Origin of the sequence: Streptomyces yatensis, from assembly GCF_018069625.1 — a bacterium.
Lineage (GTDB): Bacteria > Actinomycetota > Actinomycetes > Streptomycetales > Streptomycetaceae > Streptomyces > Streptomyces yatensis.
The window spans coordinates 9,599,824-9,613,288 of record NZ_CP072941.1; the positions used below are offsets into that span (position 1 = coordinate 9,599,824).

Genomic DNA, 13,465 nt, shown 5'->3' on the forward strand with positions numbered 1-13,465 from the left:
CCGTTCAGCCTCAGGGGCGGCGAGCCGTCCGGCCCGGGGTGGGCGGGTGCGGTAAGCATCCGGTGCATGCGGTGTGGATCGGTGTCCGGCACACGGTGAGGAGTGTCCGCATGAGTGGTGAGCTGTCCGGAGCCACGGCCCTGGTCACGGGCGCCACGGCGGGGATCGGCCGCGCCGTGGCGCTGCGTCTGGCGGCCCTGGGGGCCGAGGTGGTCGTCCACGGCCGGGACGCGCGGCGGGGTGCGGAGGTGGTCGAGGAGGTGTCCGCGGCGGGGGCCACGGCCAGGTTCGTGGCGGCGGATCTCGCCGAGGCCGACGATGTGCGGCGGCTGGCCGACGAGGCGGGGGAGGTGGACGTCCTGGTCAACAACGCCGGCGTCTACCGGTTCGCGGACACCGCCGGGACCTCGCCCGAGATGTTCGACGTCCATATGGCCATCAACGCCCGCGCACCGCTGCTGCTGGTCGGGCGGCTCGCACCGGGCATGGCCGCTCGGGGCCACGGGGCCATCGTCAATCTCAGCACCATCGCCGCCGGTGCCCCCGCCCGCAACGCCGGGGCGTACGGCGCCTCGAAGGCCGCGCTGGAGCTGCTGACCCGGGTGTGGGCCGATGAGTTCGGCGGCCGGGGAGTCCGGGTCAACGCCGTCCGTTCGGGCCCGGTCCGTACGCCGGGCACCTCCGAGATGGGAGAGGAGGCGCTACGGACCGTGGCGCGGGCCACGGTCCTGGACCGGCCCGCGGCGCCCGAGGAGATCGCCGAAGCCGTGCTGTTCCTGGTCTCCTCGCGCGCGAGCTACATCACCGGCGCCATCCTCGAGGCCCGGGGCGGCGAACTCGCCATCGGCTGACGCGCACCGCCGCGTTCCTAGATCGCGCCGCTGTACGCGAGGGGCTGTTCCGTCCAGATGCACTTGCCCTCGGCGGTGTAGCGGGTCCCCCAGCGCTGCGAGAGCGCGGAGACCAGCTGCAGCCCCCGCCCGCCCTCGTCCGTCTCGGCGGCCCGGCGGATCCGGGGAGTGGTGGAGCTGGCGTCCGAGACCTCGCAGATCAGCGAGCTGCCACGGATCAGCCGGAGCCGGGTCGGCCCCTTGGCGTGCCGTACGACATTGGCCACGAGCTCGCTCACCAGCAGTTCGGTGGTCATGACGAGATCGCCGAGATCCCATGCCTCCAGCTGTTCGCGGACATGAGTGCGGGCGAGACCGGCGGCCACCGGGTCCTCCGGCAGCGGCCACCCGGCGGTGTTCCCGGAGGGCAGTCCGTGGAGCCGGGCGATCAGCAGCGCGGTGTCGTCGGCGGTCAGCCGCTGGGCGGGCAGCATGGTCCCGACCAGGAGGTCACAGAGCCGGTCGAGCCGGTCGTGGTCCTCGCCGTGCTCGCCGCCCGCCCCCCGGCCGTTGGTGCGCGGACGGCGCGGAGGACAGGTGAGGAGCCGGCCGTACTCACTGGTGAGCACCTGGGTGCACTCGGCGATGCCGGTGTCGATGTCGCGCGCCGCGGACTCCACCAGACCGTCGGTGAACAGCACCAGCAAAGTGCCGTCGGGCACCTGGAGATCCACGGTGGAGAACGGGGGCTCGGCGGCCCCCAGCGGCGGATCGGGCGTCGGGTCCAGGCACTCCACGCCTCCGTCGGGGTGCACGATCAGGGGCGGGGGGTGACCGGCGCGGGCGAGGGAGCAGCCGCCCGAGACGGGGTCGTACACCGCGTACAGACAGGTGGCGAAGGAGTCGTCGCCCAGATCGCTGACGACCTCGTTCAGATGGGCCAGGACCTCCTCGGGAGGCAGTTCCAGGTTGGCGAGCGTGTGCACGGCGGTGCGCAGCCGCCCCATGGTGGCGGCCTCGGCCAGACCGTGGCCCATCACATCGCCGATGACGACGGCCACCCGCTCCGCGGACAGCGGAATGACGTCGTACCAGTCGCCGCCGATGTCCGTACCGCTGCTGGCGGGCAGATAGCGGACGGCGGGGGTGAGGGCGGCCGGCGAGGGCAGGATCCGGGGCAGCAGCCCGCGCTGGAGCGCCTGGGCGCGGGCGTGCTCGGTGTCATAGAGACGGGCCCGGGCCAGCGCCTGGGCGACCATTCCGCTGAGGGCGGTGAGCAGGCTGCGCTCATCGGCGGTGAGGAGGCGGGGCTCGTCGAAGGAGACGCTGCAGGTGCCGATGGCGTTGCCCGAGGCGATCAGGGGCAGCACGGCCCAGGCGTTCTTCCGGGCCAGGGCGGGACTGCCGGACAGATCGGGGAAGAGCCGCTGGTACTCCTCGGTCGAGGAGATGAAGAGCGGCCGCCGTGAGCTGAGCACTTCGTTGAGCAGCCGGTAGCCCCCGAAGGCCGGGACCCCGTCGACCCTGCGGAGGAAGGCGCGGGGATAGCCCACGGAGCCCACCACGTTCAGCCGGCCGCCCTCCAGGGACAGCACCAGCAGACCCGAGGCGCCGAACGGCGGCAGTACCTGCGCGGCGACGACCTGGATGACGTCCTGGGTGGTCACCGCGTCGGCGAGCGCGCTGGCCAACGCGCTGATCCTGGCGGCCTGTTCGGCCCCGGCACGCTCGGCCGCCGCGCGCCGCGCGGCCTGGGTGCGGCGCTCGGTCGCATCGGTGAGATAGGCCGTCAGTCCATCGGGTACGGAGACCAGCCGGATGTGGTACCAGCGGTCATCGGTGGGCCACCGGATGTCGAACCCGGTCGGCCTGCCGTCGTCGGCGGCGTGCCGGCAGCGCTCCTCCAGCTCGGGGACCGTGCCCGCGGGACCCTCCCAGAGGGGCCTGCCGAGCACCTCCGCGGCCGGGCCGACCAGGCGCTCGGCCTCGACATTGAGGAAGGTGATCCGCCAGTCCCGGTCCACCGCGAAGAACGCGTCGCTCATGTACCGCAGCGCCTGCCCCACCGACTCCCGGGCCATCCGGCTCTCGGTGGTGTCCCAGACCTTCCCGATCATGCGGACGGGCTCGCCGTCCTCGTCGAGTTCGAGATGGGCGCGGCTCTGCACCCACCCGCTGGTCCCGTCGGGGCGGCGGACCCGGTACTCGGCCTCGTACCCGCTGCGCTCACGGAGCGACTTCTCGGTGGCGGCCATCACCCGTGGCATGTCCTCGGGGTGGATCAGGTCGATCCAGCTCTTGATCCGCCGCTCGTAGCCGCGGGGGATGCCCAGGAGCGTCTGGCCCGCCCGGTCCCACCACATCTCACCGGTGCGGATGCCCCATTCCCAGGAGCCGACGTTGACCACTTCCAGGGGCTGCTGCAGCACCGAGCCACCCGGCCGCTGATGCCACCACGGGTGTTCGTCGCAGTCGCCGATGCCGCCCGCCGAGCGCGAGAGGCGCCGCTCGGCCCAGCGGCCCACCGCTTCGAGGAAGGCGGCCTGTTCCGGGGTCGGCTCCCGCGGGCCGGTGAGGACGGACAGCGCGCCCACCGGCCCGTCCGGCCCGGTCAGCGGAACCGATGCCACCGTGGTTTCCGCCGGCAGGGCCCCGGAGGAGGGACGGCCGGTCTCCCCGGTTCCGAGAGTCTCCCCGGTTCCGAGAGTCTCCTCGGGCCCGGGGGTCTCGCCGGGCCCGGGGGTCTCGTCGGCGGCCGCCGGCAGCCAGACGAAGTGGCCGTCCCGCACGGCCCGGGCGGGGGCGAGCGGGGCCTCGTCCTGGCGGATCTCCTCCCAGCCCACGAGGGCGGGCAGCGGCAGCCCGCTGGCCAGGACCAGGCGCAGCGTACGGCTGCCGGCCGGGCCGCAGGACCAGTGCATCAGCCCCGCGAGTCCGCCCAGCTCGGAGACCGCCTGGTCCAGGGCGTGCTGCAGCGCCTCACGGTCGCCCAGCGCAACGCCCACCGTCGAGAGCAGGGAAAGCCGTTCGTCGCCCCATGAGCGGGAGCGCCCCACCGCGTCTGTTCCGCGCCGCTCCTCCATCCCCGGACCTCACCTCATGGAATAGAGCATTCTCGGACAAACGTAGCACTGGCATATGCCCGACATCACTCACCGGGCGTTCATGGCCGAGTTCCCTATTTTCCCTACTGGAAAAATAGGGAATGATGAAGTCCGGCCGGATGGAGGGGAGCGGGCGTGACGGTGATGGATGCGGTGGCCGAAGCGCCCGACCGCGCGTGGTGGCTGCAGATCGCCGGCGAGGCGGCGGACGACCTCGCCACGGACGCGGTCATCCGCGACCAGGCCGGCAAGACGCCGTACGACGAGGTCGCCCGGTTGCGCGAGGCGGGGCTGCTGGCGCTGCTGATCCCCGCCGAGCACGGGGGCGGGGGAGCGGACTGGTCCACGGCCTGCGCCGTCGTCCGGAAGATCGCTTCGGCCGATGGCGCGATCGGCCAGGTGCTCGGCTGCCACTACCTGCTGTCCTTCAGCGCCCGCTTCTTCGGCGGGGCCGAGCCGGCCGCCCGGCTGGAGCGCGAGTCGGCGGCGGGGCAGTGGTGCTGGGGCGGCGGGCTGACCACCGGCGAGCCACGGCTGACGCTCACCACCGGGAGAGACGGCCTGGTGGTGAACGGACGCCAGGGGTACGCCACCGGCGTCCTGGTCGCCGACCGGCTGGCCGTCCGCGCCACCCACGCCGACACCGGCGAGCCAGTCGCCGTGCTCGTCGACACCGCCGATCCCGGTGTGGTGTGCGGCAGCGACGACGGGGACACCTTCGGGCAGCGGCTGGCGGCCGGCGGAAGCGTGGAGTTCGACGCGGTGCCGGTCGGGGACGACGCGGTGCTCGGCCCGCTCTCCTGGGACGAGGACACCCCGTCGCCCTTCAGCGGTCTGGCCGCGCCGACCGGACGTCTGGTCTCGGCGCAGATCTGTCTCGGGATCGCGCAGGGGGTGCTCGCCGAGGCCCGCGAGTACACCAGGGCCGTGCACGCGCCCTGGCCGCACACCTCCCCGCGCGATCCGTACGCGCTGACCACCTACGGGGAGCTCACCGTCGCCACGTTCTCCGCCGCCGCCCTCGCCGATCAGGCGCTGGAGGCCCTGGACGGCGGGTTGGCGCGGGGCGAGGACCTGACCGACGACGAATGCGCCGAGATCACCGTGCTCGCCGCCGCGGCCGAGGCCGCCGCCTCCCGGGCCGCCCACGACGCCACCGCCCGCGCCCTGGACGTCGTCGGGGCGCGCTCCGCCTCCTCCGCCTACGGCTTCGACCGCTTCTGGCGCAACGCGCGCACCCATACGCTCTACGACCCCGTCGCCCACCGGCTCCACGAGGTCGGGGACTACTTCCTCAACGGCGAGCACCCCCCGTTCATCCTGCCCTTCTGACGGCCCGCCGCGCCGGTGGCGGATAATCACGGTATGCGGATCTCGGCGAAGGCGGACTATGCGGTGCGGGCGGCGTTGGAACTGGCCGCGGCGGAAGAGGACACCTCCGTCAAGGCCGAGGCGATCGCCGGTGCGCAGGGCATTCCGCACAAGTTCCTCGAAGGGATCCTGGGCGACCTGCGCCGGGGCGGGCTGGTGGCCAGCCAGCGCGGGGGCAATGGCGGCTACCGGCTGGCCCGCCCGGCGGACACCATCAGCATCGCCGAGGTGATCCGGGTGGTCGACGGGCCTCTGGTGTCGGTGCGCGGAGTGCGCCCGCCCGAGCTGTCGTACTGCGGACCTGCGGAGTCGCTGCTGCCGCTGTGGATCGCGGTGCGGGCCAATGTGCGCAAGATCCTCGGCGAGGTGACCCTCGCGGAGGTGGCCGCGGCCCGGCTGCCCGGCGACGTCCTGGGCCTCGCCGAGGACCCCGAGGCATGGACCAATCCCTAGGGTCTGTCGGGTGGACAGGCCGGGCTCGCGGCCGCCGTCCTACGACCCCGCGTCCAGGCCGTCGACCATGCGGTCGAGCAGCCGGGTGAACGTGGCGTCGGGGGTGAGCGGGCGGGTGGGGGCGGAGAGCGCCTCGGCGAGCTCGGGGTGGTGTCCGTCGGCGGCCACCGCGGCGAGGTACCGGGCATCGGCGGCGGCCCGGTCGGGTGAGTCGGCGAGCGCGGCCTGAGCGATCTCATCGGCGACGAGTCCGGCGACGAAACCCGTGATCAGGCTGAACACCTCCAGCTTCGCACCGCCGTCCAGCGCGGTGGGCCGCAGGGCGGCGAGCGCGTATTCCACGAAGTCCAGGGTGTGCGGCCCGAAGGACCAGCGGCGGTTGAACAGCGCGGCGGGAAGCCAGGGGTGGCGCAGCATCAGTGCCCGCTGGGCATGGGCGATGGCCTTCAGATCGGCGCGCCAGTCGCCGGTCAGCGGGGCCGGCGGTGACAGCTCGCCGTTGACGTGGTCGACCATCAGCAGCAGCAGCGTCTCCTTGTCGGGAGCGTAGCTGTAGAGCGACATGACCCCGGCGCCGACCTGCGACGCCACCCGCCGCATGGTGACCGCGTCGATGCCCTCGGCGTCCGCCAGGGTGACGGCCGCGGCGGTGATCGCCTCACGGCTGAAGGCGGGTTTACGCCCCTTGCGGGGCTGCTGGGGACTCTGCCACAGCTGCTGGGGATCGACGCCTCCGGCGCCGGATCCATCACCGCGAACCACGACCTGATCGCTCCTTCCCGCCATGGCGACTTGCGGAATCCATCCAAGCATCTACTATTCTCGTACGTGGTACGGAAATGCAGGGAGGGGAATGCGGAATGACGTCACCTACACGGGACGCCGGGTCCGGGGTCACCGACGGAGTGGCCGCGGCCACCTGGGTCGCGCCCTCGGGCAAGCCGCCGCCGGCGGCGCGGATGATGCGGGCGACCTGGCGCGGCCTGCCGGCCAGGCGGTACGAGGCCGGATGGGAGCCGGACCTCGAGGTGCCGGCCGCCGACGGCAGCACCCTCCGCGCGGACCACTACTTCCCCCGCGCCGAGGGCGACTTCCCCACCCTGCTGGTGCGCTCGCCCTACGGCAGGGGAGTGCCCTGGTCGCCCATGTTCGGGATGCTCTTCGCCGAGCAGGGCTTCCACGTCGTCCTGCAGAGCTGCCGCGGCACCGGTGGCTCGGGCGGCGCATTCGACCTGTGGCGCAATGAGGCGGCCGATGGCCGGGCCGCCGTGGCGTGGCTGCGGGACCGGCCCTGGTTCAACGGCGCGCTGGGCACCATCGGCCCCAGCTACCTCGGCTATGTGCAGTGGGCGCTCGCCCTGGACCCGCCGCCGGAGCTGCGGGCGATGGTGGTGCAGGTCGGGCTGCACGACCCCCATGCCCTGTTCCACCGCGGCGGCGCGCTCCAGCTGGAGAACGCCCTGCTCGTCGGCTCCGGCATGACCTTCCAGCACCGGGGGTTCGGCCCCTTCGTACGGGCCACGCTGCGCCTCAAGCGCCATCTGCGGCACATCACGCGGGCGCTGCCGCTGCGCGGATCGTATGTGCGTGGCCTCGGAGGTGAACTGCCCTGGCTGGACGCCGCGATGTCCCATCCGGACGCCGACGACCCGTTCTGGGACGGCGCGTCCACCGGTGGCGCCGCCGACGGCCTGAACGTCCCCACCTGTCTGATCGGCGGCTGGCAGGACGCGCTGGTGGACCAGACCTTCGAGCAGTACGGCAGGCTGCGGCGGTCCGGCTGCGGCACCTCCCTGCTCATCGGACCGTGGACGCACACCTCCGCGCTGCAGCGGGGCTGGCCGGAGGTCTTCGCCGAAAGTCTCGCCTGGCTGCGTGCGCATCTGTGCGACGACCCCTCGGGGCTGCGCCCGGCCCGGGTGCGGGTGCACATCGGCGGCCAGGAGCGCTGGCGGGAGCTGGACGACTGGCCGCCGTCCCCGGACACCGCCCCGTGGTACCCCGCGGAGGGCGGGCGGCTCACCCGGCGGTCGCCCGAGGCGTCCGCCTCACTGGCCTCCTTCCGCTACGACCCGGCCGACCCCACCCCCTCCATCGGCGGGCCGCTGCTCTCGCCCACCGCCGGAAACCGTGACAACGGCGATCTCGAGAAGCGCCCGGATGTGCTGACGTTCACCGGCGAGCCGATGGACGAGCCCATGGACGTCCTCGGCCCGGTCAGGGCGCGGCTGCGGATCTCCACCGACACCGGGTACGCCGATGTCTTCGCCCGCCTGTGCGACGTCGACGAAAAGGGCCGTTCGGTCAATGTGTGCGACGGGCTGGTACGACTGCCGACCGGGCCGGAGCAGCCCGTGCAGCTCACCGTGCCGATGAGTTCCACCGCCCACCGCTTCCTGCCCGGCCACCGGGTCCGCCTGCAGATCAGCGGCGGCGCCCACCCCCGTTCCGCCCGCAACACCGGAAGCGGCGAGCCGGCGCTCGACGCGGCCACCCTCACGCCCGTGCGCATCACCGTGCACGGAGCCTCGGTGCTGGACCTCCCGGTGGTCCGCGCCGAGCGGTGAGCCGGCGACCGGCGCGCGCGGGGGGCGCGCCGGCCGTCGGTGCACACTTTCGCCCGGCGCCGGGCGGACACCCGGCCGCGGTCGGGAGCCCCGCCACGGCGGGCCTCCTACCGTGGCCGGGCCGGATCGTCCACCACATAGCCGAGGGCCTTGTCGACCACATTGCGCAGCGGACGGCCCTCGCTCCGCCGGATCAGATTGTCGAGGAACAGCTCGCCCAGGTCACCGCGCCAGTCCGTCACCTCGCCCGCGGTGTGCGGGGAGACGATGACGCCCGGCATCTCCCACAGGGGCGATTCCACCGGCAGTGGCTCGTGGGTGAAGACATCCAGCGCCGCCCCCGCCAGCCTGCCCTGGGCCAGGGCGTCGACGAGGGCCTGCTCGTCGACCAGCGGGCCACGCCCGACGTTGACCAGCCGCGCACCCCGCTTCATCGCCGCCAGTACGGGTGCGTCGACCATGCCACGGGTGGCGGGGGTGAGCGGGGCGGCCAGGACCACATAGTCCGCCTCGCCCAGCGCCTCGCGCAGGGCCGCCGGGCCGTGCACCACCCCGAAGTCCGGGTCGCCGGTCCGCGGTGTGCGGCCGGCGCCGCTGACCCGCATGCCCACCGCGCGCAGCAGACGGGCTGTGGCACGCCCGATGGAGCCGGTGCCCCAGATCAGGACCGTACGGTCGCCGATGCGCTCGCTGTCCGAGGGCCGCCACTCCCGGCGGCGCTGATGCTCCCAGGTGCCGGGGAAGTCCTTGGCCAGGGAGAGGATCAGCCCCAGGACGTACTCGGCGATGGGCCGGTCGTAGACGCCCCGCGCGTTGGTGAGCACCACCTCGGGATTGCCGGTCAGCGCGGGGAAGAGAAACGGGTCCACCCCCGCCGCCGCCACATGCACCCAGCGCGGCGCCTTCGCCGGATCGCCGGGCCAGGCGGCGGCCACCGCGGCGGACAGCGGCCACCACGCGAGCAGGGCGTCCGCCCCGGGGAGGAACAGCGGCAGCTCCTCCTCGGTGGCGTACACCGTCTCGGCGAGGGACTCGATCCGCGCCCGGTTGGGCGGCAGATGGTCCCGGTACAGAACGACCAGCCGGTCAGCCACGTCCGGCTCCGACAGCGGCGACCGCGGTGGCGACCGCGGCGGTGGCATCGGTCATGACGGGTCTCCCACGGGCGTGACGGGTACGGGCGGACGCCTCAAGCGTGACCGCTGCCACGCCGCTGGACAACGGACAGAGTGTCCACCCGATGACGAGGGACGGAACACGGTGGACGTTGACGGTGGCCGTCGGCTGAACCAGGGTGATGGCCAGCCGGAACGCGTCACCGGCCGCTCCGGAGCCCATCCCCGTCCCCGGGCCACACCCGCCCACCGCGCGGTTCCCCCACCGCATGCGTCCCGACCGCGCACACCACCGTGCGTGCCCACCGAATGCTTGACAGACGATGCCCGCCACCGCCCCGGCACCCCGGCATCGGCCCGCGCCGCAGCGCCCCTCCTCGTCCCCAGGAGAAGCAAGCATGTCCCTGCCCAGAACCTCCCGAGAGCCCCTCCAGAACTCCTCGCCCACCCTGGACAACGCCCCCGTCACCGCCTTCCACCGCAGGATGGTCCTCGTCGCCATGGGCGGTCCGTTCTGCGACGGCTATCTGCTCGGCATCATGGGGGTGGCGCTCAGCCTGATCACCCCGGCCCTGGACCTGGACACGCTGTGGACCGGGCTCGTGGCGGCGTCCGTCCTCGTGGGCGTCTTCCTCGGTGGCGCGGTGTTCGGCCCGATCACCGACCGGGCGGGCCGCCATCTGATGTATGTGCTCAACCTGGCCGCGTTCGTGATCGGCTCCGCGCTGCAGTTCTTCGTCACCGAGGCGTGGCAGCTGCTGGTGCTGCGGCTGTTCATCGGCATCGCGATCGGCGCCGACTACCCCATCGCCTCGGCCCTCACCACCGAGCTGGTGCCGCGCCGGATGCGTGGCCCCGCCCTGTCCGGGCTGGTCCTGGCCTGGTGGGTCGGCTACGGGGTCAGCTACTGGGCCGGATGGCTGCTGCTGGGCACCGGCGACGACGCATGGCGCTGGATGCTCGCCTCCGGCGCGGTCCCCGCCGTGCTCTTCCTCCTGCTGCGGGCGGGCGTCCCCGAGTCGCCGCGCTGGCTGGCCTCGCGGGGGCGGGTGGAGGAGGCCAGGGAGGTCGTACGCCGCCACCTCGGCCAGGAGGTCAGCGCCGAGGAACTGCTCGTCGAATCGCGTCCGGACCGGCGCGGCGGCTCCGGCCTGGGCAATCTCGCGGAGATGTTCCGCCGCGGCTACGGGATCCCCGCGCTGTTCTGCTCGCTGTTCTGGATCTGCCAGGTGGCGCCGGCCTTCGCGGTGCGGTCCTTCCAGCCGCAGATGCTGGAGTCCTTCGGGGTGACCGGCACCTTCGGCGCCAGCGCGCTGATCACCACGATCGCGGTCGCCGGAACGGGCCTCGGACTGCTGGTGGTCAACCGCATCGGCCGGCGTCCGCTGCTCATCGGCAGCTTCCTGTGCATCAACATCTCCCTGATCGCGCTCACCGTGCTGCCCCTGCACTACGCGGCCCTGGTGGTGGCGCTCTTCGCCGCCTTCCAGTTCTTCGAGGCCGCGGGCAGCGGACTGCAGTTCGTCTATCCCAGCGAGCTGTTCCCCACCGATCTGCGGGCCACCGGCGTCGGGGTCGCCACCGCCATGAGCCGGGTGGGCTCCGCCTCCAGCACCTTCCTGCTCCCGATGGCCACCGCCGACTTCGGAGTGCGCGGCACCCTCGCCATCGGGGTGGCGATCACCCTCATCGGCCTGGTGGTCTCCGTCCTCCTCGCCCCCGAGACCAAGAACCTCGGCCTGGCCGAAGCCAGCAGCCGCGCCTGACACACCAGCACACCGCGGCCTGACGCACCGTCAAAAATCTGACATCGCCCCCCTGGAAAGGACGCGCCCATGCGCAAGCTGGTCTCCTTCGACTGCTACCGCACACTCATCAACTTCGACACCCGCACCGCCACCCACGAGATCGTCAAGGACCGGCTCGCCGAGCTCGGCGTCGACCCCGAGCAGTTCCACCACGACGCGTATGTGATGCGCTTCCAGGGCGTCCTGGACGAATACCTGCCCTACCGGGAGATCGTCCGCCGCACCCTGCGCAACGTCATGACGCTGCACGGCCTGGAGTACCGGGACGAGGACGGCGAGGCGCTGATCGAGGCCATCAAGAAGTTCACCCCCTTCCGCGAGGTCCCCGACGCGCTGCGCCGCCTCAAGGGCGAATACGACATCGCCATCCTCTCCAACAGCGAGGACGACCTGATCGCCTACGCCGTCGAGGCGCTCGGCGTGGACTTCGACCATGTGCTCACCGCCGAGCAGGCCGGTGCCTACAAGCCACTCCCGCAGGCGTTCGAGTACCTCATGAAGGCCACCGGCCGCGGCCCCGGGGACATCATCCACACCGCCCAGGGGTGGGAATACGACATCATGCCGACCAAGCGCTACCCGGGCATGCGGCGGATCTGGGTGAACCGCTACGGCTTCCCCGGCTCGCCCGCCTTCCAGCCGTACGAGGAGATCAAGGACCTGTCCGAGCTGCCCGGACTGCTCGGGGTCTGACCCTCGCCCCGGCCACTTCCGCCACCGCCCACCCCGCGAAGGGAATCCATGACCGCCACCACGGCCGGCCGCCCGGCGCCGGTCAACGGCCGCGTCGCCCACTGGTTCGCCGAACTCCCCACCCCGCGCCCGGCGTTGCCCGGCGACCGCGACGCGGATGTGTGCGTCGTCGGCGCCGGACTGACCGGGCTGTGGACCGCGTACTACCTCAAACACGCCGACCCCGGGCTCCGGATCACCGTCCTGGAGGCCGAGTTCGCCGGATTCGGCGCCTCCGGCCGCAACGGCGGCTGGGCCTCCGGGCTGATCCCCGGCGCCCGCGACCGGATGGCCAGGGCCTACGGCAGGCCCGCGGTCCTGGACTGGCAGCGGGCCATGAACGAGGCGGTGGACGAGGTGATCGACGTTGCCGCCCGCGAGGGCATCGACGCCGGCATCGTCAAGGGCGGCACCCTGCGCGTCGCCCGCACCCCCGCCCAGGCCACCCGGCTGCGCCACAAGGTCGAACAGGACCATGAGTGGGGGGTGGCCGACTCGGTGCTGCTCACCCCCGCCGAATCCGCGGGGCGCATCCGCGTCGACGGGGTCACCGCCGCCGCCTTCACCCCGCACTGCGCCCGGCTGCAGCCCGCCGCCCTGGTCCGCGGCCTCGCCGACACCGTCGAACGGCTCGGGGTCACCATCCATGAGAAGTCCCCGGTCACCGCCATCGAACCGGGCCGTGCGATCACCGCGCACGGCACCGTCCGGGCCCCCGTCGTCCTCCGGGCCACCGAGGGGTTCACCGCGTCCCTCAAGGGGCTGCGGCGGGCCTGGCTGCCCATGAACAGCTCCATGATCGTCACCGAGCCGCTGCCCGTCCGGATCTGGCGGGAGATCGGCTGGGAGGGCCGGGAGACCCTCGGGGACACCGCCCACGGCCATATGTACGCCCAGCGCACCGCGGACGACCGGATCGCGATCGGCGGCCGCGGGGTGCCGTACCGCTTCGGCTCGCGCACCGACCACCAGGGGCGGGTCGGCGAGCGCACGATCGGCGAGCTCGTCCGGACCCTGGAGCGGATGCTGCCGCAGACGGCCGGGGCCCGGGTGGACCACGCCTGGTGCGGGGTGCTGGCCGTGCCCCGCGACTGGTCCGCCACGGTCGGCCTGGACCGGGCCACCGGGCTCGGCTGGGCCGGCGGATACGTCGGCCACGGCGTCACCTCCACCAACCTGGCCGCCCGCACCCTCACCGATCTGGTCCTGGAGCGCGACACCCGGCTCACCCGGCTGCCGTGGACCGGCCACGCCCCGGGCACCTGGGAGCCCGAGCCGTTCCGCTGGCTGGGGGTGCGCGGCCTGTATGTCGCCTACCGCCTCGCCGACCGCCATGAGGCGGGCGGACGTGTCCGTACCTCACCCATCGCCACCATCGCCGACCTCATCGCACGCCGTCCGTGAGACCGCACGCCGCCGCGTCCGGGCCCGTTCGACGGCCCTGGGCGCGGTGGCCCGGCTCTGCGATGATGAGCGGTATCCGGA

The 13,465-nt window shown here is 73.1% G+C and carries 10 protein-coding genes; 7 read left to right on the forward strand and 3 right to left on the reverse strand.

From position 1 onward, the window contains the following. The first annotated feature begins 110 nt into the window (after positions 1-110). The gene (locus tag J8403_RS40095; RefSeq protein WP_211127466.1) at positions 111-851 is read left to right on the forward strand and encodes an SDR family NAD(P)-dependent oxidoreductase; all 741 of its coding nucleotides are present in this window, start codon (positions 111-113) and stop codon (positions 849-851) included. A 17-nt stretch (positions 852-868) separates the two neighbouring features. Here J8403_RS40095 and J8403_RS40100 read toward each other — a convergent pair whose 3' ends face one another. Beyond that, the gene (locus J8403_RS40100; protein WP_246586218.1) at positions 869-3,913 is read right to left on the reverse strand and encodes a SpoIIE family protein phosphatase; all 3,045 of its coding nucleotides are present in this window, start codon (positions 3,911-3,913) and stop codon (positions 869-871) included. 165 nt (positions 3,914-4,078) lie between these two features. On the opposite strand from J8403_RS40100, the gene J8403_RS40105 reads away from it, so the two are divergent. Both J8403_RS40105 and J8403_RS40110 read left to right on the forward strand, forming a co-directional pair. Further along, positions 4,079-5,266 carry an acyl-CoA dehydrogenase family protein gene (locus tag J8403_RS40105; RefSeq protein ID WP_211128671.1) on the forward strand — a complete coding sequence of 396 codons (1,188 nt, stop codon included), beginning with the start codon at positions 4,079-4,081 and terminating at the stop codon, positions 5,264-5,266. A 33-nt stretch (positions 5,267-5,299) separates the two neighbouring features. Next, on the forward strand, positions 5,300-5,758 hold the full coding sequence (locus tag J8403_RS40110) for an RrF2 family transcriptional regulator (RefSeq protein WP_211127467.1): 459 nt from the start codon (positions 5,300-5,302) through the stop codon (positions 5,756-5,758). 39 nt (positions 5,759-5,797) lie between these two features. Here J8403_RS40110 and J8403_RS40115 read toward each other — a convergent pair whose 3' ends face one another. After that, a complete protein-coding gene (locus J8403_RS40115; protein ID WP_246586219.1) occupies positions 5,798-6,520 on the reverse strand; it encodes a TetR/AcrR family transcriptional regulator in 723 nt (240 codons plus the stop codon). Between the two features lie 98 nt (positions 6,521-6,618). On the opposite strand from J8403_RS40115, the gene J8403_RS40120 reads away from it, so the two are divergent. Further along, positions 6,619-8,325 (forward strand): CocE/NonD family hydrolase, encoded by a 1,707-nt coding sequence (locus tag J8403_RS40120; protein WP_425519867.1) that lies wholly within the window; start codon positions 6,619-6,621, stop codon positions 8,323-8,325. A gap of 107 nt (positions 8,326-8,432) precedes the next feature. Here the strand turns inward: J8403_RS40120 and J8403_RS40125 are convergent, their stop codons facing one another. Next, positions 8,433-9,419, reverse strand: coding sequence for a D-2-hydroxyacid dehydrogenase (locus J8403_RS40125; protein ID WP_211127469.1), 987 nt, complete (start codon positions 9,417-9,419; stop codon positions 8,433-8,435). A gap of 419 nt (positions 9,420-9,838) precedes the next feature. On the opposite strand from J8403_RS40125, the gene J8403_RS40130 reads away from it, so the two are divergent. From J8403_RS40130 to J8403_RS40140, 3 genes are all read left to right on the forward strand, one after another. Continuing rightward, positions 9,839-11,206 carry an MFS transporter gene (locus J8403_RS40130; protein WP_211127470.1) on the forward strand — a complete coding sequence of 456 codons (1,368 nt, stop codon included), beginning with the start codon at positions 9,839-9,841 and terminating at the stop codon, positions 11,204-11,206. 69 nt (positions 11,207-11,275) lie between these two features. Further along, entirely contained in the window at positions 11,276-11,941 is a 666-nt protein-coding gene (locus J8403_RS40135; RefSeq protein ID WP_211127471.1) for an HAD-IA family hydrolase, read from the forward strand. A gap of 48 nt (positions 11,942-11,989) precedes the next feature. Further along, positions 11,990-13,384, forward strand: coding sequence for an NAD(P)/FAD-dependent oxidoreductase (locus tag J8403_RS40140; RefSeq protein WP_211127472.1), 1,395 nt, complete (start codon positions 11,990-11,992; stop codon positions 13,382-13,384). Positions 13,385-13,465: the final 81 nt, after the last annotated feature.

Bases quoted from the DNA above. Each gene is read 5' to 3' on its own strand.
- J8403_RS40095 (WP_211127466.1), top strand. From the start codon at position 111: ATGAGTGGTGAGCTGTCCGGAGCCACGGCCCTGGTCACGGGCGCCACG.
- J8403_RS40100 (WP_246586218.1), bottom strand. From the start codon at position 3,913: ATGGAGGAGCGGCGCGGAACAGACGCGGTGGGGCGCTCCCGCTCATGG.
- J8403_RS40105 (WP_211128671.1), top strand. From the start codon at position 4,079: ATGGATGCGGTGGCCGAAGCGCCCGACCGCGCGTGGTGGCTGCAGATC.
- J8403_RS40110 (WP_211127467.1), top strand. From the start codon at position 5,300: ATGCGGATCTCGGCGAAGGCGGACTATGCGGTGCGGGCGGCGTTGGAA.
- J8403_RS40120 (WP_425519867.1), top strand. From the start codon at position 6,619: ATGACGTCACCTACACGGGACGCCGGGTCCGGGGTCACCGACGGAGTG.
- J8403_RS40130 (WP_211127470.1), top strand. From the start codon at position 9,839: ATGTCCCTGCCCAGAACCTCCCGAGAGCCCCTCCAGAACTCCTCGCCC.
- J8403_RS40135 (WP_211127471.1), top strand. From the start codon at position 11,276: ATGCGCAAGCTGGTCTCCTTCGACTGCTACCGCACACTCATCAACTTC.
- J8403_RS40140 (WP_211127472.1), top strand. From the start codon at position 11,990: ATGACCGCCACCACGGCCGGCCGCCCGGCGCCGGTCAACGGCCGCGTC.